The organism is Plantactinospora sp. KBS50 (assembly GCF_002285795.1).
Classification (GTDB): domain Bacteria; phylum Actinomycetota; class Actinomycetes; order Mycobacteriales; family Micromonosporaceae; genus KBS50.
On record NZ_CP022961.1, the window covers coordinates 1,158,322 to 1,177,831 of the forward strand.

General features: G+C 70.5%; 20 protein-coding genes, 1 tRNA gene, 1 other RNA gene and 4 pseudogenes. 22 read left to right on the top strand and 4 right to left on the bottom strand.

The genetic code is table 11. From position 1 onward, the window contains the following. Window positions 1-249: 249 nt before the first annotated feature. The 8 genes and pseudogenes from pruA to CIK06_RS05380 all read left to right on the top strand — a co-directional run bounded on the left by pruA (window position 250) and on the right by CIK06_RS05380 (window position 7,630). Window positions 250-1,877: pseudogene (gene pruA / locus CIK06_RS05345) on the top strand (L-glutamate gamma-semialdehyde dehydrogenase). 361 nt (window positions 1,878-2,238) lie between these two features. Further along, complete coding sequence (locus tag CIK06_RS05350) at window positions 2,239-2,754, top strand: PadR family transcriptional regulator (RefSeq protein ID WP_095567585.1); 516 nt, start codon at window positions 2,239-2,241, stop codon at window positions 2,752-2,754. Window positions 2,755-2,831: 77 nt separating this feature from the next. Further along, window positions 2,832-3,953, top strand: coding sequence for a peptide chain release factor 2 (gene prfB / locus CIK06_RS05355; RefSeq protein ID WP_095563889.1), 1,122 nt, complete (start codon window positions 2,832-2,834; stop codon window positions 3,951-3,953). Between the two features lie 181 nt (window positions 3,954-4,134). Then, a pseudogene (locus tag CIK06_RS05360) lies at window positions 4,135-4,751 on the top strand (cell division ATP-binding protein FtsE). A gap of 69 nt (window positions 4,752-4,820) precedes the next feature. Beyond that, window positions 4,821-5,696 (top strand): permease-like cell division protein FtsX, encoded by an 876-nt coding sequence (gene ftsX, locus CIK06_RS05365; protein WP_095563890.1) that lies wholly within the window; start codon window positions 4,821-4,823, stop codon window positions 5,694-5,696. A gap of 168 nt (window positions 5,697-5,864) precedes the next feature. Continuing rightward, window positions 5,865-6,341, top strand: coding sequence for an SsrA-binding protein SmpB (gene smpB, locus CIK06_RS05370; RefSeq protein WP_095563891.1), 477 nt, complete (start codon window positions 5,865-5,867; stop codon window positions 6,339-6,341). 171 nt (window positions 6,342-6,512) lie between these two features. Then, window positions 6,513-6,887, top strand: a transfer-messenger RNA (tmRNA) gene (gene ssrA / locus CIK06_RS05375). Window positions 6,888-7,147: 260 nt separating this feature from the next. Further along, entirely contained in the window at window positions 7,148-7,630 is a 483-nt protein-coding gene (locus tag CIK06_RS05380) for a hypothetical protein (protein ID WP_157756606.1), read from the top strand. Between the two features lie 97 nt (window positions 7,631-7,727). Here the strand turns inward: CIK06_RS05380 and mdlC are convergent, their stop codons facing one another. Further along, window positions 7,728-9,338 (bottom strand): benzoylformate decarboxylase, encoded by a 1,611-nt coding sequence (mdlC, locus tag CIK06_RS05385; protein ID WP_232534023.1) that lies wholly within the window; start codon window positions 9,336-9,338, stop codon window positions 7,728-7,730. 63 nt (window positions 9,339-9,401) lie between these two features. Beyond that, window positions 9,402-10,202 (bottom strand): annotated as a pseudogene (locus CIK06_RS05390) (S-methyl-5'-thioadenosine phosphorylase). Window positions 10,203-10,396: 194 nt separating this feature from the next. On the opposite strand from CIK06_RS05390, the gene CIK06_RS05395 reads away from it, so the two are divergent. The 3 genes from CIK06_RS05395 to CIK06_RS05405 all read left to right on the top strand — a co-directional run bounded on the left by CIK06_RS05395 (window position 10,397) and on the right by CIK06_RS05405 (window position 11,662). Next, a complete protein-coding gene (locus tag CIK06_RS05395) occupies window positions 10,397-10,987 on the top strand; it encodes a YqgE/AlgH family protein (protein ID WP_095563894.1) in 591 nt (196 codons plus the stop codon). A gap of 103 nt (window positions 10,988-11,090) precedes the next feature. After that, window positions 11,091-11,163 (top strand) — tRNA-Ala (locus CIK06_RS05400). Window positions 11,164-11,350: 187 nt separating this feature from the next. Further along, a complete protein-coding gene (locus CIK06_RS05405; RefSeq protein ID WP_157756607.1) occupies window positions 11,351-11,662 on the top strand; it encodes a hypothetical protein in 312 nt (103 codons plus the stop codon). A gap of 108 nt (window positions 11,663-11,770) precedes the next feature. Here CIK06_RS05405 and CIK06_RS05410 read toward each other — a convergent pair whose 3' ends face one another. Further along, entirely contained in the window at window positions 11,771-12,148 is a 378-nt protein-coding gene (locus tag CIK06_RS05410; RefSeq protein WP_232534024.1) for a transposase, read from the bottom strand. A gap of 47 nt (window positions 12,149-12,195) precedes the next feature. Here CIK06_RS05410 and CIK06_RS05415 point away from each other — a divergent pair. From CIK06_RS05415 to CIK06_RS05430, 6 genes and pseudogenes are all read left to right on the top strand, one after another. Beyond that, window positions 12,196-12,903: pseudogene (locus CIK06_RS05415) on the top strand (acyl-CoA carboxylase subunit beta); the annotation flags it as partial. Window positions 12,904-12,971: 68 nt separating this feature from the next. Beyond that, the gene (locus CIK06_RS32300) at window positions 12,972-13,139 is read left to right on the top strand and encodes a hypothetical protein (protein ID WP_369916175.1); all 168 of its coding nucleotides are present in this window, start codon (window positions 12,972-12,974) and stop codon (window positions 13,137-13,139) included. Further along, window positions 13,136-13,402 carry an NAD-dependent epimerase/dehydratase family protein gene (locus CIK06_RS32305; RefSeq protein WP_369916101.1) on the top strand — a complete coding sequence of 89 codons (267 nt, stop codon included), beginning with the start codon at window positions 13,136-13,138 and terminating at the stop codon, window positions 13,400-13,402. The genes CIK06_RS32300 and CIK06_RS32305 overlap by 4 nt, the downstream gene beginning before the upstream one ends. Continuing rightward, window positions 13,288-13,998, top strand: a complete 711-nt coding sequence (locus tag CIK06_RS05425) for an NAD(P)H-binding protein (RefSeq protein WP_198348106.1) — start codon at window positions 13,288-13,290, stop codon at window positions 13,996-13,998. The genes CIK06_RS32305 and CIK06_RS05425 overlap by 115 nt, the downstream gene beginning before the upstream one ends. Before the next feature lie 12 nt (window positions 13,999-14,010). Beyond that, on the top strand, window positions 14,011-14,148 hold the full coding sequence (locus CIK06_RS29130) for a hypothetical protein (protein ID WP_157756608.1): 138 nt from the start codon (window positions 14,011-14,013) through the stop codon (window positions 14,146-14,148). Continuing rightward, the gene (locus tag CIK06_RS05430; RefSeq protein ID WP_157756609.1) at window positions 14,139-14,648 is read left to right on the top strand and encodes an antibiotic biosynthesis monooxygenase; all 510 of its coding nucleotides are present in this window, start codon (window positions 14,139-14,141) and stop codon (window positions 14,646-14,648) included. The genes CIK06_RS29130 and CIK06_RS05430 overlap by 10 nt, the downstream gene beginning before the upstream one ends. Here CIK06_RS05430 and soxR read toward each other — a convergent pair. Beyond that, entirely contained in the window at window positions 14,551-15,108 is a 558-nt protein-coding gene (gene soxR / locus CIK06_RS05435) for a redox-sensitive transcriptional activator SoxR (protein ID WP_095563898.1), read from the bottom strand. The two genes, CIK06_RS05430 and soxR, sit on opposite strands and share 98 nt — an antisense overlap. A 123-nt stretch (window positions 15,109-15,231) precedes the next feature. Here soxR and CIK06_RS05440 point away from each other — a divergent pair, with 123 nt between their 5' ends. From CIK06_RS05440 to CIK06_RS05460, 5 genes are all read left to right on the top strand, one after another. Next, a complete protein-coding gene (locus CIK06_RS05440) occupies window positions 15,232-16,452 on the top strand; it encodes a cytochrome P450 (RefSeq protein WP_198348107.1) in 1,221 nt (406 codons plus the stop codon). Then, window positions 16,449-16,706, top strand: a complete 258-nt coding sequence (locus CIK06_RS05445; RefSeq protein WP_157756610.1) for a ferredoxin — start codon at window positions 16,449-16,451, stop codon at window positions 16,704-16,706. Before CIK06_RS05440 ends, CIK06_RS05445 begins: the two co-directional genes overlap by 4 nt. A gap of 3 nt (window positions 16,707-16,709) precedes the next feature. Beyond that, on the top strand, window positions 16,710-17,480 hold the full coding sequence (locus CIK06_RS05450) for a trans-aconitate 2-methyltransferase (RefSeq protein WP_095563900.1): 771 nt from the start codon (window positions 16,710-16,712) through the stop codon (window positions 17,478-17,480). Window positions 17,481-17,563: 83 nt separating this feature from the next. Then, window positions 17,564-18,838: an MFS transporter gene (locus CIK06_RS05455; RefSeq protein ID WP_157756611.1), complete on the top strand. Its 1,275-nt coding sequence runs from the start codon at window positions 17,564-17,566 to the stop codon at window positions 18,836-18,838. Then, the gene (locus CIK06_RS05460) at window positions 18,828-19,460 is read left to right on the top strand and encodes a DsbA family oxidoreductase (protein ID WP_095563902.1); all 633 of its coding nucleotides are present in this window, start codon (window positions 18,828-18,830) and stop codon (window positions 19,458-19,460) included. The genes CIK06_RS05455 and CIK06_RS05460 overlap by 11 nt, the downstream gene beginning before the upstream one ends. The last annotated feature ends 50 nt before the right edge of the window (window positions 19,461-19,510 follow it).

The window sequence follows — 19,510 nt, forward strand, 5'->3', positions numbered from 1 at the left end:
CCTCTGCGGCGTCCGGTGCGGCGCGCGACCGTGCGGCGGCGGGATGCCCGCCGTCTGCGAGGGTACGCGGTGCCCCGGGCGGCCGGCCTCGGGCGTCGCGGGCCGCCGCGGCGGGCGTGGGAGGATTGGCGCAGGTCCCGCCGCCGTACGAGCAGGTACCGCCGGTTCGCCTCGGCGCGGGGTACCGGGCCACCCGCCCGGTCCGCGGGGCCGATTTCGCCACCGCAGCCGAGATCGCCAGGAGTTGGAATGGACGCCGTTTTCTCCGTACCCGAGCCGCGTAACGAGCCGATCCGCGACTACGCGCCGGGCAGCCTTGACCGGGAGCGCCTGCAACGACGTCTCGGGGAACTGGCCAAGGACCGGATCGAGCTGCCGATGACCATCGGGGTGAGCACCGGATGGCCGGCGGTGACCGGATCGAGGTGGTGCAGCCGCACCGGCACGCGCACGTGCTGGGTGTCACCGGGCATGCCACGCACGCGGATGCCGAGGCCGCGGTCCGGGCCGCGAAGGACGCCGCGCCGGCCTGGCGGGATCTGCCGTTCGCCGACCGGGCGGCGGTCTTCCTGCGCGTCGCCGACCTGCTGTCCGGCCCCTGGCGGGACACCCTGAACGCGGCCACCATGCTCGGCCAGTCGAAGACCGCGATCCAGGCCGAGATCGACGCGGCCTGCGAGCTGATCGACTTCCTCCGGTTCAACGTGGCGTTCGCCCAGAAGCTGCTGGCCGAGCAGCCGAACTCCGCCCCGGGGGTGTGGAACCGCTTCGACCACCGCCCGCTGGAGGGCTTCGTCTACGCGGTGACCCCGTTCAACTTCACCGCGATCGCCGCGAACCTGCCCTCGGCGCCGGCCCTGCTCGGCAACACGGTGGTGTGGAAGCCGGCACCGACCCAGCAGTTCGCGGCGCACTTCACGATGCGGCTGTTCGAGGCCGCCGGCCTGCCGCCCGGCGTGATCAACCTGGTGACCGGCCGCGGCGAGGAGGTCTCGGACGTCGTGCTGGCCGATGCGGACCTGGCCGGCATCCATTTCACCGGTTCGACGAAGGTGTTCCAGCAGCTGTGGCGGACGGTGGGCGAGAACATCGCCCGCTACCGCGGCTATCCCCGGCTGGTCGGCGAGACCGGCGGCAAGGACTTCGTGGTGGCGCACGCCAGCGCGGACGTGGACGCGCTGCACACCGCGCTGGTCCGCGGGGCGTACGAGTACCAGGGGCAGAAGTGTTCCGCCGCGTCCCGGGCGTACGTGCCGCGCTCGCTGTGGGAGGGCGGCCTGCGCGACCGGCTGGCCGCCACGGTCGACGCGCTGCGGTACGGCGACGTCACCGACTTCGCCAACTTCGGCGGCGCGGTGATCGACGCCAAGGCGTTCGACCGGCACACCGCGGCGCTGGAGCTGATCTCCGGCGATCCGGCCTGCCGGGTGCTCGCGGGCGGCACGGCGGACGACTCGCAGGGCTGGTTCGTGCGTCCGACGCTGTTCGAGTGCACCGATCCGGCGCACGACTCGTTCCGGACCGAGTACTTCGGGCCGATCCTGGGCGTGCACGTCTTCGACGACGCCCGGTTCGTCGAGACCGTCGCGCAGGCCGAGTCGGTGGCGCCGTACGCGCTGACCGGGTCGATCTTCGCGACCGACCGCCAGGTGATCCAGGCGGTCACCGAGCGGCTGCGGTACGCGGCCGGCAACTTCTACGTCAACGACAAGCCGACCGGGGCCGTGGTGGGGCAGCAGCCGTTCGGCGGCGCCCGGGCCAGCGGCACCAACGACAAGGCCGGCTCCTGGCACAACCTGGTGCGCTGGATGTCGCCGCGCACGATCAAGGAGACCTTCGTGCCGGCGACGGATCACGCGTACCCGCACATGGGCTGAGCCGGCGCCGGGCGCCGGTGCGGTGTGGTGGTGGCGTCCCGGTCCGGGTGATCCGGACCGGGACGCCGCGGCCGTTGCGGCCCGGGACGCCACCGCCGTCGCGGCCCGGGAGGCCGCGGCCGTTACGGCCCGCGGGTGGGACCGCAAGGTTCCGGCACCGGATTGGCGGATTTCCGCCCCGGTGTCGGAAAAATCCTCTAATGTACGGTCACCAACCCCGTCGTTCCTGGTCACCGCGCCGCCCAACCCATCGATGGTCCTCAACGGACTGTCGTCCAAAGACAGTGCACAGTGGAGACCAGATCGGACGGATCGGGCGAAATCCTGGACGCCGGGTCGACAAAGTGGCAGCGTAATGGGCATGGCGGAAACAGCTATCAACCCGACAGCCGCAGCGCTGCTCGGTCTGCTCCACGAGGGACCCATGACCGGCGGTCAACTGATGGCCGCGGCCGAGCGTCGGCTCGCCCCGTACTGGTCGATGACCCGCAGTCAGGTCTACCGCGAGTTGCCGGTGCTGGCCGACCAGGGACTGGTCCGGCTGGGCAAGCCCGGCCCGCGGTCCAGCCAGCCGTACGCGATCACCGCGTCCGGCAAGCGGGTCTTCTCCCGCTGGCTCACCGAGAACCCCGGCCGGGACACCCTGCGCAACCCGACCGCGCTGCGGGTGGCGTTCGGCCCCCAGCACTCGGCCAACCAGCTCAAGTCGCTCTACCAGACCGCGAACGACTACCACGCCGAGGCCCTGGCCGCGGCGCGGGAACAGGTCAAGGACGCCAAGAAGTCCGGCGACCCGTACGGCGCCGCGGCGCTGGAGTTCGCGGTCCAGTACCACCGGGCGGCGCTGTCCTGGCTCAAGAACGCCCCGGTGGGGTGAGCGTCGGCACACCACGGCCCCCCGCGCTCCATGCCGGGTGACCGGGTTGGGCACCCGGGGACGTATTGTTGATGGTTGTGACACCTGCCGACATCGCCGACCAGCTCCGGGACCTCGACGCGACCCTGCGGAACATCGAGGCCGTTCTCGACCTTGACAAGCTTCGCCAGGACAAGGCCGCGCTGGAGCAGGAGGCCTCCGCCCCCGACCTCTGGGACGACCAGACCCGGGCCCAGCAGGTCACCTCACGGCTGTCGTACGTCAACGGCGAGATCAGCAAGCTGGAGAGCCTGCGCGGCCGGCTGGACGACGCCCGGCTGCTGCTGGACCTCGCCCAGGCCGAGGACGACGCCGGGACCATCGCCGAGGTCGAGGCCGAACTGGGCCGGCTCGGCAAGGCCATCCAGGAGCTGGAGGTCCGCACGCTGCTCTCCGGCGAGTACGACTCCCGGGAGGCGCTCGTCGCGATCCGGGCCGGGGCCGGCGGGGTGGACGCGGCCGACTTCGCCGAGATGCTGCTGCGGATGTACCTGCGCTGGGCGGAACGGCACGGCTACCCGACCGAGGTCTACGAGACCTCGTACGCCGAGGAGGCCGGGCTCAAGTCGGCCACCTTCGCGGTCAAGGTGCCCTACGCGTACGGGACGCTCAGCGTCGAATCCGGCACGCACCGGTTGGTCCGGATCAGCCCGTTCGACAACCAGGGCCGGCGGCAGACCAGCTTCGCCGGGGTCGAGGTGCTGCCGGTGACCGAGCAGACCGACCACATCGACATCCCGGAGAACGAGATCCGGGTCGACGTCTACCGGTCGTCCGGGCCGGGCGGGCAGAGCGTGAACACCACCGACTCGGCCGTGCGGATCACGCACATCCCGACCGGCATCGTGGTCACCTGCCAGAACGAGAAGTCCCAGTTGCAGAACAAGGCCTCCGCGCTGCGGGTGCTCCAGGCCCGGCTGCTGGAACGCAAGCGCCAGGAGGAGCAGGCCAAGCTCGACGGGCTGAAGACCGACGCCGCCGGGTCGTGGGGCGACCAGATGCGCTCGTACGTGCTGCACCCGTACCAGATGGTGAAGGACCTGCGCACCGAGCAGGAGACGGGCAATCCCAGCTCGGTCTTCGACGGCGAACTGGACAGCTTCATCGAGGCCGGGATCAGATGGCGCAAGCAGCGCCAGCTCGCCGTTGACGCCGGGTGACCGTCTGGTCGCGCCGGACGGTTCGGTAAGGACGACAATTTTCGCCTAGCTGACAACATCGGACGGCGGCCCGGCACCGGGCTTGGCGATTTCGTTACACCGCGTAGACTCACCACCCGTGATTCAGCTCGAGCAAGTGACGAAGACGTACCCGAAGGCGTCCCGGCCGTCGCTGGACAGCGTGTCGGTCGGGATCGAGAAGGGCGAGTTCGTCTTCTTCATCGGTCCGTCCGGTTCCGGTAAGTCCACCATCATCAAGCTGTTGCTGCACGAGGTCACCCCCAACAAGGGCGGGTCATCGTCAACAGCCGGGACGTCACGTCGATGCGCTCGTGGAAGATCCCCCACTTCCGTCGCTCGATCGGCTGCGTCTTCCAGGACTTCCGGCTGCTGCCCAACCGCACCGCGTACGAAAACGTGGCGTTCGCGCTCGAAGTGATCGGCAAGACCAAGGCGGTCGCCCGGCGGGTCGTGCCGGAGGTGCTCGAACTGGTCGGCCTCGGGGGCAAGGAGCACCGGTACCCGCACGAGCTGTCCGGTGGTGAGCAGCAGCGTGTGGCGGTCGCCCGGGCCTTCGTCAACCGTCCGCTGATCCTGCTGGCCGACGAGCCGACCGGGAACCTGGACCCCGACACGTCGATCGAGATCATGCGGCTGCTCGACCGGATCAACCGGACCGGCACCACCGTGGTCATGGTCACCCACGACTCCAACATCGTGAACCAGATGCGTCGGCGCGTCATCGAGATCGAAAGCGGTCGGATCGTGCGTGACCAGGCCCGCGGCGTCTACGGCTGAGTCGCCGGCCGTGCCGCCCCCCGCTTCGACCACGAACGATCCTCTGCGGAGATCCGGAAGGAACCCCCGATGCGCTTGAAGTACGTCATGTCCGAGGTGCTCGTCGGGCTGTGGCGCAACGTCACGATGACGATCGCGATGATCATCACGATGGCCGTCTCGCTCACCATGCTCGGTGCCAGCGGCCTGATGTTCCTTCAGGTCAACAGCATGAAGGACTTCTACTACAGCAAGATCGAAGTCGCGATGTTCCTCAACCAGGACGCGACGCAGGAACAGAAGGACGCGCTCAACGCGAAGTTGAAGAGCGACCCGCTGGTCAAGGACTTCGTCTTCGAGTCCCGTTCCGAGGCCTACTCCAAGTTCAAGGACATGTACCGGGACGCCCCCGACCTGGTCGGCGCGGTGAACGAGGCGCAGCTGCCGGAGTCCTACCGGGTGCGGCTGAACAACCCCGAGCAGTTCACCCAGATCTACGAGAAGTACAAGGGCACCGAGGGCATCGACCAGATCATCGACCAGCGGAAGCTGCTCGACAAGGTCTTCAAGATCCTCGGCTCGGTCCGCAACCTGGCCCTCGGCGCGGCCGGAATCATGGCGCTGGCGGCGCTGCTCCTGGTGGCCAACACCATCCAGGTCGCGGCGTACAGCAAGCGCCGCGAGGTCGCCGTCATGAAACTCGTCGGCGCGTCCAACTGGTTCATCCAGGCACCCTTCGTGCTGGAGGCGGTGGTCGCCGGCCTGATCGGCTCGATCCTCGCCTTCGCCCTGCTCTCGCTCTTCAAATGGTTGCTCCTGGACGGCTCGCTGCGGGACCTGACGAACCTGCTCACCCAGATCGAGTGGAGCAGCGTACTGCTCATGTTCCCGGTCATGGCCGGCGTCGGCTGCCTGGTCAGCGCCATCACCGCCTGGGTCACGCTGCGCTTCTACCTGCGGGTCTAGCGGTTCGGCGGAAACCTCGCCCCGGGCCGGGGCTCGTCCTGCCGACACGCGGGCGGGCTCCGGGTCGGGAAGGTTCTGGCGCGGGGCGGCGTTGGTTAATCGTCGGGTCGGCGCGGGTGCGGCGGCTAACATGGGTCGGCCGATGATCTAGGACGGGGGTGCGCGGGGATGCCACGGGAAAAGGGGCGCAAGGTCGTCGCCTCCAACCGCAAGGCACGCCACGACTACGCCATCCTCGACACGTACGAGGCGGGCATGGCGCTGACCGGCACCGAGGTCAAGTCGTTGCGGGCCGGCCGGGCGTCCCTGGTCGACGCGTTCGCCCAGGAGCGCAACGGCGAACTGTTCCTGCACGCCATGCACATTCCCGAGTACACCCAGGGCACCTGGACCAACCACGAGCCGCGGCGGACCCGCAAGCTGCTGCTGAAGCGGGTGGAGATCGACCGGCTGATCGGCAAGCTGCGGGAGAGCGGGTTGACCCTGGTGCCGTTGCAGGTCTACTTCTCCGACGGCTGGGCCAAGGTCGAAATCGGCCTGGCCAAGGGTAAGAAGTCGTACGACAAGCGGCAGGACCTCGCCAAACGGGACGCCGACCGGGAGATCGCCCGCGCGGTGGGCCGGCGCGGCAAGGGGATGCGCTGAGGTTCGGCGGCGGAAAACCTCCGCGGGCGTCCTGCCGCTGGGTGGCGGGTTATCCGGGATGACGGGGCCGGGGGCGGACGTTAGACTTGTGGGGTTGGATCATCGGGCTCCGGCTGGTGATCCGGTTCCGACCGGTGACCGAGCCAGCTTGAGATGGTTGACCAATATCCAGGGGGTGACTGGTTTCGACTTCGTTCGTTACGGCAGGGGAAGCGAGCCGAGGAAGCCGACGTCGTCTCGATAATCGGTCGTCGGAAACCTATAAGCGCCAAGGTTAATCGCGCTGACTACGCTCTCGCCGCCTGAGGCGAGTAGCTAGTCTGTCGGCCTGGGAGTGCCTTCGACCCAGCTAGCCGGCATCAGCTAGAAGGCTGGCCAATCGGACCCGGTCGCGGGGTCCGTGCGGCGAGATCAATCAGCGACTGGGCCCGTCACACCGACTCGCTCGCGTGATCGGTGGGGCCGAGAGAGGCACAGCGAGCTGCGCTCGGAGAAGTCCTGGCAAGGCGGCGAAGGACCCGGGTTCGATTCCCGGCACCTCCACCAACCGTGGCCTGCACAGATTGAGGCCCCCGTGAGGCTCACCGGAGCCCCGCGGACGTTCGTCCCGGTCTGGCCGGCATGCGACCCATCGGTCCATGCCGGCCATTTTCGTCGAGTTCGTCGCTCAAGGCACGCCGCCCGGGCGCCGGAGACCCGGTTGCGGGGGAGTGAACAGAATGCGTTTTCGGGAGAACACCCCTGGACGGGTGGCCTCCGGTGGCCGCACCATCTCCTCACACGACCGGCGCTTGAGGAGGTGCCCCATGGCGACCGTTCCGGCCCGTTCCCCGCGCCCCAGCACCCCGCCCGGCCGGCCGGGGTCGTCCCGGTGGGCCGCACACGCCCACCGGATGACCCTGCTGGCGGAGATCCAGCGGGTCGAGCACGCGCTCGCCAGCCCGGCCGGCGACCCCGGCTGGCGGCATCGGGTGCTCGTCCGGATGGGGGCGCTGAACCGCGCCTTCGGCGAGCACGTGGTGGTGACCGAGGGCCCGGACGGCCTCTACGCGGAACTGGTCGACCACGCTCCACGGCTGACCCGCGGGGTGCACGTGCTGATCCGGGAGCACGCCGGCGTGCTGGCCTCGATCGCCGAGCTGCGAGCCCGGGCCGGCCACCCGGAGACCACCATCGAACAGGTACGCGACTGGGGCGAGGACCTGCTCCGGGAACTGTCCCGGCACCGCCAGCGCGGCGCGGACCTGGTCTGCCAGGCGTACCCGACCGACATCGGCGCCGAGACCTGACGGCGCCGGCGGCGCCCGCGCACCGCGGTCCGGGCGCGGGTCGAACGCCGGCCCGCCAGGCGGCCGCCCGAGATGGTCGCGGGGCGCCCCGGTCCGCTCAGAGGATCGCCGGGACGCCCGCGGTGATCGGTGCCGCGAGCACGGTCGGCCCGGCCGCCGCCAGCGCCGCCGGCAGCCGCTGCGCCAGCGCGTCGGCCGATTCCACCGGGTACGCGGCGCAGCCGTAGCCGCGGGCGATGGCCAGCAGATCCAGACCCGGCAGATCCAGACCCGGTACGCCCGGCGTGCCCTCGTGCGCCGCGAACGCCTTGAGGATGCCGTACTGCTGGTTCACCGGCACCAGGACCACGAGCGGAAGCTGGAGCCGCGCGGCCGTCCAGAGCGCCTGGACCGAGTAGTGGAACGACCCGTCGCCGATCACCGCGACGACCGGACGGCCCCGCCCGGTGTCCCGCTCGGCCAGCGCGATGCCCACCGCCGCCGGCAGCCCGAACCCGAGACCGCCGCTCGCGGTGGCGAAATACGAGCGCGGCCGGGTGATCGGCAGCCGCCGCCGCAGCACGGCGACGTTGGACGGCGTCTCCGCCACCAGCACCCCGTCCCGCGGCCAGAGCCGGCCCAGGGCGCAGAAGAGCTGATCGGGGTCCAGCGGGGTGCCCGGCTCCGGCGTACCCGGGTCCGGAGGGCCCGGCGCGGGCCGGCCGTCCGGCGGCGGACGGCCGCTCGGGGGCAGCAGGTCGGCCAGCGCGGCGCAGGCCAGCCGGGAGTCGCCGATGATGCTGTCCCCGACCGGCGCGCGGGCGGCCTCGGCCGGATCGTCCGTGATGTGCAGCAGCCGGGTACCGTCCGGCAGATGATCACCCGGCACGTACGGGTAGTAGCGGAACACCGGCGCCCCCACGACCAGCACCGTGTCGTACCCGGCGAGCCGCTCGGCCAACGGCCCGATGGCGAACGGCAGCACGCCGTGGAACTGCCGATGATCTTCCGGAAAGCCGATCCGCTCCGGCGCGGGGGCGCACCAGACCGCGGCGCCGAGCCGCTCGGCCAGCGCGACCGCGGCGTCCCAACCGTCGCTGCGGTCCAGCGCCCCGCCCAGCACCAGCGCCGGATTCCGGCTCGCCCGCAGCACGTCGGCGAACTCCCCGAGCCGCTCCGGCTCGGGCGCCACCCGGGTGCTCACCGTGCGCCGCGGGGTCGGATCGCCGGCCGGCTGCCGCCAGTCGTCCATCGGCAGGGACAGCAGGACGGGACCGCCCGGCGGCTGCACCGCCGAGGCGTACGCGCGCAGCACCGCGGCCGGGATGTCCTGCGCCCGGGTCGGCTCGTGACTCCACTTGACGTACGGCTGAACCAGCTCGGCCGCCCGCGGGTTGGCCAGCCGCGGCTCGGTCAGCAGCATGGCCCGGGTCTGCTGACCGGCCGTGATGATCAGCGGCGTCTTGTTGTGCCAGGCGGTGACGACGTTGCCCATGCCGTTGCCGACCCCCGGAGCTGTGTGCAGATTCACATGCGCGGGGCGCCCGGTGGCCTGCGCGTAGCCGTCGGCCATCGCCACCGCGGACGCCTCCTGCAACACGAGCACGTACCGGAAATCCGGCGGAAAATCGCGCAGGAAAGGCTCCTCGGTCGAGCCCGGATTGCCGAACACCGTGGTCAGGCCAAGGTGCCGCAGCACCTCGTGCGTCGACTCCAACACCGTGGCCATGGGTCGAGCCTGCCGCATTTCGGCGGCCTGCGACGGAAGATCCCCGGTGAAGCCGGTACGCCGTCAGGGCAGCTCAAGCGGCAGATCGATGCCGTCCAGGCTGTGCGAGCACGGGCAGGGCCGGTCCGCCGGCAACGCCACGATCGCGCTCAGCAGCAGTTCGCGCAGGGTCTCGGTGTTCTCGGCGAAGACCCGGAACACCTCCTCCTGGGTCACCCCCTCGCCCGCCGACACCCCGCGTCGTAGTCGGTGACCAGGGCGATGGACGTGTAGCACAGCGCCAGCTCGCGGGCCAGCACAGCCTCCGGATGACCTGTCATGTTGATGACCGAAGCGCCCAGGTCCGCGTACCAGACCGACTCGGCCCGGGTGGAGAACCGCGGACCCTCGACCACCACCATCGTGCCGCCGTCCCGCACCGTCATCCCCGGGCAGCAGCGGTCTCCAGCACGGTACGCCGGCCCTGCGGGCAGTAGGGATCGGCGAACGACACATGCACGGCCCCACGGTCGAAGTAGGTCTGCACCCGCCCGCTGGTGCGGTCGAGCAACTGGTCCGGCACCAGGAACGTGCCCGGACCCAGCTCCGGCCGCAGGCCACCGACCGCGCACGGGGCGAGAATCTGCCGTACCCCAACGAGCGCAACGCCCACAGGTTGGCCTGGTACGGAATCCGGTGTGGTGGGTAGCGATGGTCCCGGCCGTGCCGGGGAAGAAAAGCGATCCGCCGGCCGCCGATCTCGGCCAGCATCACCGGATCGGACGGCGGCCCGTACGGAGTGTCCACCGGGCACTCCTGTACGTCGTCGAGCAGCGCGTACAGGCCCGATCCGCCGATTACCGCCAGTTCCGCCGTCCGCTGCACCGGTCCCCATCCTCCTGTTGGCCCGTGGTTCTGTCGCGTCCTGCCCGGCAGTGCCGGCGTTACAGACCTTAACCAGCGGCTGTGCCGCAAGCTATGGTGCGGGCATGGCGTCGACAGCGCGGCTGATCCCGGAACGCACCCCCGCGTCCCGGGCGCCCGGCGCCGACCTGGCGCGGGGATAGCGGGTGGCTGGCATGCATTCAGAGGGGCAGGCGATCGGTGGGCGGTCCATGGAGTCGATGACCGGGCAGCTGCTGGTCGCGACGCCGACTCTGAAGGATCCCAACTTCGACCGCACCGTCGTTCTTCTCGTGGCCCACCAGCCGGGTGGCGCGCTCGGGGTCGTCCTCAACCGCGCGACCGAGGTCCCGGTGTCCGATGTCCTCGGTGACTGGGGCGAACTCGCCGGTGAGCCCGCCGTACTGTTCGAGGGCGGCCCGGTGCAGCCGGAGTCGGCCATCTGCCTGGCCCGGATGCGTACCCCCACGCAGCGGGTGAAAGGCTTCAACCGGATCTCCGGCGCGGTCGGCACCATCGACCTGTCGGTGGACCCGGAGCGGCTCCGGGCGAGCGTCTCCGGGATCAGGGTCTTCGCCGGCTACTCGGGGTGGGAACCCGGCCAGGTCGAGCGGGAGATCGCCGCCGGATCATGGTTCGTCATGGACGCGCTGCCGGGCGACCCGTTCGTGGACCGGCCGGACGACCTGTGGCCGATGGTGCTGCGCCGCCAGGGCGGGATCATGGCGGCGGTGGCCCACTTCCCGCCCGACGTGGCGCTGAACTAGATCTTGCAAGACACCCGCTCGCGCCGGGGCGCCCGGGTTTGGGGCGGCACGCGGGTCTGTGTATGATTTCGCGAGTGCCCGGGTGACCGGGCCGGCAGTAGCAGGGGCCGTGGCGCAGCTGGTAGCGCACCACACTGGCAGTGTGGGGGTCAGGGGTTCGAGTCCCCTCGGCTCCACTGAAGGTCTACGCTCGCGAACACCTCGCGAGCTGGGCTTTTGCGCCCCGTCCAAGTTTCTGGGCGGGGCGCTTCCTGCGTTGATGGCTTCGGTAGCGCCGGGGTTGACCCGGAAGATCGGGGTTGCCGTGGCCGCTTCGGTGTTGATCTTAACTTCTTCGATCAGTAGCTCGCAGAGTTGCTTGCGTTGTTGCTTGCGTTCCGGGCCGCTGCCGTAAGCGATGATGCGGGTGATATCGGCGCCGAGGGTGCCGAGTTGGTCAGTGGTGACGGGCTCGGGCAGGTTGTCGAGGCGGATCTCCAAGCGGTCGCGCCGTCGGCGGAGCTCGGTGAGATCGTCGGAGAGCTTCGCGATGCGGGTTTCCAACAGGGATCTGTCAATCTTGCCGTCTTCGTAGTCAGTGAAGTACCGGTCGATGATCGTTTCCTTTTGCGCGAGTTGGGCTTTGACCTCGATTCGTCAGAGGGTTTTGATCCCCGCTGGTCTGGTTCGGCTTGATCGTTTTGTCCCTCGTTGGTGAGTGCGGTATGGCCGCGTGTCGCTGCGGACGCGTCGGGTCTCCGGATCCCGGGGGCGGCTTTCTGCTGTAGGGCGGGTTGTGGTGGGTCAGGTGGTCAATGGCAGCGTGCTCAGGCGTTGCCAGCAGAGCGTGAACGCGGTGGCCCAGGGCCAGTCTTCGGGGATGGACAGGGTCCGTCGGCGGGCGTGGGTGGCGAGTTTCGCGGGTAGGTGCAGCAGCCGGTAGCGCAGAGTTCCGGGTTCGGCGTAGGCGAGGTCGGGTTGGTCGTGCAGGCCGAGTAGGCGGGTCCAGGCGGTCAGGTCTGCGGCGATGTTGCAGGCCAGGACCCAGCCCTGGTTGACGGTCCAGGATTTCGAGGGCAGGTTGTGGAGTCCCATCGCCTTGCCGTGCCGGACTTGATCTTCGACTGTGGCGTGGGAACGGTGTAGTACGTCGACGAATTGCGGGTGGTGGGAGCCGGCCACGCCGTGGAGGCGGCGGATGTTGGTCGCGATGACCTGGTATCGCCAGCCCGTGCGACATCCGGCTCGTGATCGAGGAGATCGCCGACGACGGCGAGTACTTCGAAGTGCATCCCGACTTCGCCGGCAACGTCGTGTGCGCGCTGACCCGCTTCGGCGGCGAGGTCGCCGGAGTCGTCGCCAACCAGCCGGCCGTGCTCGCCGGGGTGCTCGACATCCACGCCAGCGAAAAGGCGGCCCGCTTCGTCCAGTTCTGCGACGCGTTCAACATCCCGCTGGTCACGCTGGTCGACGTGCCCGGCTTTCTGCCCGGTGTGGATCAGGAGCACGACGGCATCATCCGGCACGGGGCGAAGCTGCTGTACGCGTACTGCGACGCCACCGTGCCGCGCATCTCGATCGTCCTGCGCAAGGCGTACGGCGGCGCCTACATCGTCATGGACTCCCGCTCGCTCGGCGCCGATCTCGCCTTCGCCTGGCCCGGCAACGAAATCGCGGTGATGGGCGCCGAGGGGGCGGCCAACGTCATCTTCCGGCGCGAGATCCAGGCCGCCGACGACCCGGACGCGCTACGTCAGCAGAAGGTCAAGGAATACCGGGCGCAGCTCATGCACCCTTACTACGCCGCCGAACGAGGACTGGTCGACGACGTGATCGACCCGCGTCGGACCCGACACACCGTCGTCCGCGCGCTGGCCATGCTGCGCGACAAGCACCGCGACCGGCCGTCGCGCAAGCACGGCAACCCGCCGCAGTGAGCGGCGAAAGGCCCGTCACCCACCTCCGGGTCGAACGGGGGCGGCCGAGCGCCGAGGAACTCGCGGCCGTGGTCGCGATCCTGCTGACCCGGCGCGCCACGACCCCGGTCCCGGTCCCGGCGCACCGTGACCGGGCCGCGCGGTGGCACCGGCACGGGCCGACCACAGACCAGTACTGCCCCCGCAGTTGGCGCACCGCCGCGCGGGCCTCGGACCGAGAAGGAGAACCGCGATGAACGATCAACGCACCGTGCTGGTGACCGGGGCGACCGGCAACGTCGGCCCGCACGCTGTCGCCCAGCTGCTGGCAGCCGGAGTCCAGGTTCGGGCGCTGGTGCTCGCCGACGATCCGAACCTGGGTCGCCTCCCCGCCGGCGTGCGACTGTGCACCGGCGACCTGGCCCGGACAGCCTCGACGCGGCGCTGGACGGGGTGGACGCCGTGTTCTGGATGTGGCCCTTCTTCTCGCTCAGCACCGCTACCGCCCCGGCCGTGGTGAAAAAGTTGGAGCAGCGGGTCCACCGGGTCGCGGTGGTCTCCTCGGTTGGCGTCCACATCGGACTAGAGCCGGTCGACAACAACTGCCATGCCTACCTGGAGCAGCTCCTCGAGCGGAGCACACTGGCCTGGACCTTTTTGCGTACGACCGGGTTCATGGCCAACGCCCTGGGCTTCGCGGCGCAGATCCGCGACGGCGGGCGGGTCGTCCGCTTCCCGTACGGGGACGCCGCCCGCACCTCGGTGCACGAGGCCGACCTGGCGGCCGTCGGGGTACGGGCCCTGCTCGACGACGGGCACGAACACCAGCGGTATCTGGTGTCCGGCCCGGAACTGCTGACCCAGCGTGAACAGGTCGAGATCATCGGCGAGGTCGTCGGCCGTCCGCTGGAGTGGCAGGACGTGCACGCCGAGGAGGCCCGGCGGCAGATGGTGGCGACCGGCTGGCCCCCGGGGTACGCCGACGGAGCCCTCGACTACTTCGCCATGCTGACCAAGGAGCCGGAGGTCGGATCCACAGTGGTCGCCGAGGTGACCGGGCGGCCCGCCCGGACGTTCCGCCAGTGGGCGTACGAGCACGCGACGGCGTTCCGCTGAGCGGGGGCACCCATGGTATATTTCGCCGCCTTCGACATCTGCCACCTCGCTGAGCCGGCGGCCGCCGGGGAGATCGGCGCCGCGCTGGCCGCCGCCGTGCACGCCCGCGCCCGGGCCACCCCGGCTTCCTGCTCTCCCGGGTGCATCTGACCCTGGACGGCTCGACGCTCGTGCATCACACCAGGTGGACCAATGAGCGCGACTACCACCTCTGGCGGCCCGACGACGCCGCGGTCGGTGGCCCGGACGACCCGTGTCGGCATCCGGCGGTGCGTACCAACGTCACCGTTACCGGCGCCGCCGCTGGCGGGATCCAGGGTCCGGCCGTCGGACAGCCCCCGCGGGTGGTGGCGGTCGCGATCCGGCACTTCGCCGGCCCTGCGGCGGCGGCGACGGTGCTCGGTCTGCTGCACCGTTCGGGAGAGTGGAAGCGCGATCATCCCGGGTTCATCGCCGCCGACGTCTGCCTCAGTGCCGACGGCCGGACGTTCGTCAACTACCCGGCGTGGGCCGGACGCGGCGCGTACGAGGCGTGGATGGCCGACCCGCGCATCAGCGTCGGACAGGCCGAGATCGCCCGGCTGGAGTCGGCGCCCCCGCAGTACTACGTGTGCACCGTGGAGCACGACGTGGTCGGGGACCGGGGGTGAGGTCCTCACTCGATCTGCAACCGGCGCGGTCCGGTGCCTGCCGGCCCAGCACGTCGTACGGGTTGATCAGGACGCACCGCTCGAGCGTCAGGCAGCCGCAGCCGATGCAGTCGATCAGCTCGTCGCGCAGCTTGAGCAGCTGGGTGATCCGCCGGTCGAGGTCGGCCCGCCAGTTCTCCGACAACTGCACCCACTGCTCCTGGCTCGGTGCCCGGTCCGTCGGCAGGATGCTCAGCGCCTCGGCGATCTCGGTGAGCGGAATGCCGACCCGCTGCGACACCCGGATGAACGCCACCCGGCGCAGCGTGTCGCGCGAGTAGCGACGCTGATTGCCCGAGGTGCGCCGGCTGCGGATCAGCCCCTCGTGTTCGTAGAAGCGCAGCGCCGATGTGGAGACGCCACTGCGCCGGGCCAGCTCGCCGACCGTCAGCTCCTTGGCGATGGGGGACGTGTGCGTCATGCCCGCCAGCGTATGCCCTGTCGATTCTTTGCATTCCTTGACATGGCTCTGGCGTCGATGCCGTTGATGGGGCGGGAGCCGGTCACCAGACTCGGTCCGAATGGTTCCGGAGGGACAGAAACAATGGATCACTTGCCAGCGCCGCTGTTCAGCGCGACGTATTTTCAGGACCCCTATCCGACGCTCGGCTGGCTGCGCGACCGGTCCCCGGTGCACGAATTCGCGTTTCCGGTCGGCGCCGTCCGGACCTGGATCGTGACCCGCTTCGACGACGTGCGGGCGATGCTGGCCGACCAGCGGTTCAGTTCTGAGGGCGGCACCTGGGGCAGCCCGGAGTTTCAGGCGGCCGGACTGGTCAGTGGGGCCGGCAGCGTGCTCGAGAAGGCGGTCACCGTGGTGGACCCGCCTGCGCACACCCGACTGAGGCGGCTGGTGATGACCGCGTTCACACCGAGCCGGATCACCAAGTGGCAGACCGCGGTCGAGAAGGCAGTGGCGACGGCGCTCGACGACTGCGAGGCGCGCGGCTCGTTCGACGTGATGGCGCACTACGCCGGGCCTGTCTCGTCCACCGTCATGAGCGAGATCCTGGGCCTGCGCATCGACCGCCACGAGCAACTCGTGCAGGCGCTCGCTCAGGCGTTCCCGTCCGACGACGCACAGATGCCGAAGGTCGCCGAGGGCTTCGCCCGGATCTGCGACTACGCCGCCGACCTGGTCGCCGAGAAGCGGCGGCGGCCGGACGACGATCTGACCACCGCGCTGCTACGGGCCCGGGACGACGGCGACCGGCTGTCCGAGGAGGAACTCGTCGCCACCGTCGCGGCCATGATCCTGGCCGGCAGCGACACCATCCGGGCCTTCGTCGGCAACGCGGTACTCGCCCTGCTCGACCACCCCGACCAGCGCGACCTGCTGGCCGAGCGGCCCGGCATCGAGGAACCGGCGGTCGAGGAACTGCTGCGCTACGAGGGCGCCCTCAGCACGGCGTTGTTCCGGGTCACGACCGAGGAGCTCACGTTCGGTGACACGGTGTTGCCGGCCGGCGCGCCGGTGATCGCCGCCCTGCTCTCGGCCAACCGCGACCCGCGCCAGTTCGACGAGCCGGACCGGCTCGACCTCACCCGGACCCGGCTGCGCCACGTCGGCCTCGGTCACGGGCTGCACAACTGCCTCGGCGCGGCGCTGGCCCGGCTGGAGGGACGGATCGCGATCCCTGCGCTGTTCCGCCGGTTCCCGCGACTGGACCTCGCGGTCGCCCGACACGACCTTCGCTACATCGAGAACTGGGCGATGCGCCGCTTGGTCGCGTTGCCGGCGCTCACGACGGGCGCGTCCCGGTGACCTCCGGCGACCGGGAGACCGAGGCCACCGTACGCGTGGACCCGCGGCTGTGCCGCGGCACCGGACTGTGCCAGGCGATGTCGCCGGCGCTGTTCCGGCTGACCGGGGCCGGTCACGCCGAGGCCGTCGAGGCGCGGCTGACCGGCCCGGAAGCACTCGAAACCGCCCGCTCCGTCGCGGACTGCTGCCCGATGGGAGCCGTCGAGCTCACCGTCGGGCCGTCCACCGGCGGGCCGGACCGACCGGAAAGGTGAGCCATGACGTCGACCCGACCGACGGCGCAGGAGGCCGAGGCCATCCTCGCGGCGTTGTGGGAGCGCAACTACGACCCCTTGACGACCGAGTTGATCGGCCGGTTGCCGCTGGGCGCAGGCGCCCGCTGCCTGGACATCGGCGCCGGTGCCGGCTCCATGTCGAAGTGGCTCGCCGCCCGGGTGCCGCAGGGCTCGGTGCTCGCGGTCGACGTCAGCACCGCTCTCCTCGACGGCGTACGCGCCCCCGGGCTGACGGTGCGCCAAGGCGACATCGAGGCCGAGCAGTTCGCGCCCGGATCGTTCGACTTCATTCTGGCCCGAGGCGTGTTCTCGGTCCTCAAGAGCCCCGACGAGCTGCTGACCCGGGCCGTGCGGTGGCTGGCGCCGGGCGGTTGGATGCTGGTCGAGGACTTTTACTTCATGCCGGCCGACGACGCGACCACCCCGCTCGGGCGCCGGGTCGTCGAGGCCTATCTGCGCGTGTTCCGCGCTCAGGGTGCCGACATGCGGTTCGCTCGCCGTGTGCCCGCCCGGCTGGCCGCCGAAGGGCTCGCCGGGGTCGACTTCCATCTGCGGCCGCTCGGCCCCGGTCAGGGCGAGTACGAGAACGAGCTGATGCGCCGTCGGCTCGAGCTGCAGGGCCGGCCGCTGGTCGACAACGGCTGGGTCAGCGCGGAAGACCTCGCCGGCTTCGTCGCCACCCTCGAGGAGCCGGCGTCCCGGGATGTCACGACCCTGCTGTTCTCGGTTTGGGGGCAGAAACCGCCGGCGTGACGGCGCTTGACTTCATCCTTGGTTGAAGTTCTACGGTGGGCATGTCCGCGATCACCCTGCGAAACCGAGGAAAGGAGCGTGGCGTGCACTCTCCCGACGGCGCCGGCCGGACGACGGGACCACCCCGGGGCGGCCAGGCCACGGTTCTGGTCCTCGCAGGCATGCTGACGATCATGGCGGGAGCGGTCGTGTCGCCCGCCCTCCCCGGCATCCGGGCCGCGTTCGCCGGCACCGCCGACGCCGACCTGCTGTCCCGCATGATCACCAGCACCCACGCACTGGCGATCGTGGTGTTTGCCCCGTTCGCCGGCGCGCTGTCGGAGCGCATCGGGCGCAAGCGCGCTCTCATCATCGGCATGCTCGCGTTCGCCGCGGGCGGTAGTTCCGGCTTCTACCTGCCCGACCTCTACAGCATCCTGGCCGGCCGGATCGTGCTCGGCATCGGGGTCTCCCTGGTGATGACCACCAGCGTGGCCATCGTGGCCGACCGCTACGAGGGCGCCGAGCGGCAGCGGCTGCTCGGCCGGCAGATCTCCGCCGGGGCGTTCGGCGGCGTACTGCTGCTGGTCGGCGGCGGCGCGCTGGCCGGACTGGGCTGGCGGACCGTTTTCCTCGTCTACCTGCTCGGCGCGGTGCTCGCCGTCGCCGCGCTGCGCTACCTGCCCGGCGGCGGCTGCCCACCTGCCACCGGCGGAGATGCCGGCTCCGGCACTCCCGCCCGGCGCTGGTGGCCTGTGGGCATCACCGCGGCCCTCGCCGCGATGCTGCTCGGTCAGGTCGCGTTCTACTCGGTGCCGGTCCAGGTGCCCTTCCTGGTCGAGGACGACTTCCACGCGACCTCGATCGCCTCCGGAGCGGTCATCGCGGTGCAGACCCTCACCACCGGCCTGGTGTCGCTGCGCTTCGCCGCGATCCGGCGGCTGGCCGGTGAATACGTGCTCGTCGCGGTGGCCTTCGCCGCGATCGGGGCCGGGTACCTGGTGCTGTTCGCGGCCCCACACGTCGTCGTACTGGGCCTGGGCGCCCTGGTCATGGGCGTCGGCCTGGGCATCCTGATGCCGACGCTGAACAACTGGGTGGTCAACACCGCACCGCCGGACTCCCGCGGTCGATACGCTGGTTTCCTGACCACGGCCCTGTTCCTGGGCCAGTTCCTGGCACCCATCGTGACCCAGCCGGCCGTGAGTCACCTCGGCATCCAGCCACTGTTCCTGATCATCGCGGCAGGCGCGCTGATCGTCGCCGCCGGCTACCTCGCCGCGTCCCGGCACCGCACCCGCGTCGACGCCGAACCCGGTGCCGACCGGGCCGGCGTGCTCACCTCCCGACTCGACGAAGGATCTCCCCATGTCCGCTGACACCGGCAGAGCCGTGCGCGTCGAGTTCGTCCTCGACCTCATCTGCGTGCACTCGTACCTGGCCTTCACCCGCTTCGAGAAGGCCGCGGCGCTCCGGCGCGCGGACGGCTGGACGATCGAGGTGACGTTCCGGCCGTTCCAGATCGACGCCGGAGCCCCCGAGGAGGGCGAGCCGCTGACCGAGCGTCACCGCCGGGACTTCGGCGCCGACGCCGAACAGATGGTGCACCGCATGACCGGCATCGCCGCCCGTGACGGCCTGCGCCTCGAGTTCGACCGGGCCATCTTCGTCAACACGTTCCGGGCGCACCAGCTGCTCGCGACAGGGCAGCGGCAGGGGCGGGCGGAGGCGATCACGGAACGGCTGTTCCGGGCCTACTTCAGCGAAGGTCGCAACATCGGGGACCAGGGCACGCTGGCCGAACTCGCGGCCGACGTCGGTGTCACCCCGGTAGCAGCCGGCGGGAACGGCCCAGAACCGGACGAGGTCGCCGCCGCGCTCACCGCGGTACGAGACCGGGGCATCACGTCGGTGCCGCTGGTCCGGGTGAAGGACGGCCCGGAGCTGTCCGGCGCCCGCTCGGAAGAGGACTACCTCAAGGCGCTTGCCCCGACCGGGTGACGCGGGTACCACCACCGACCACGACCCCACACACGGAAGGAACACCCATC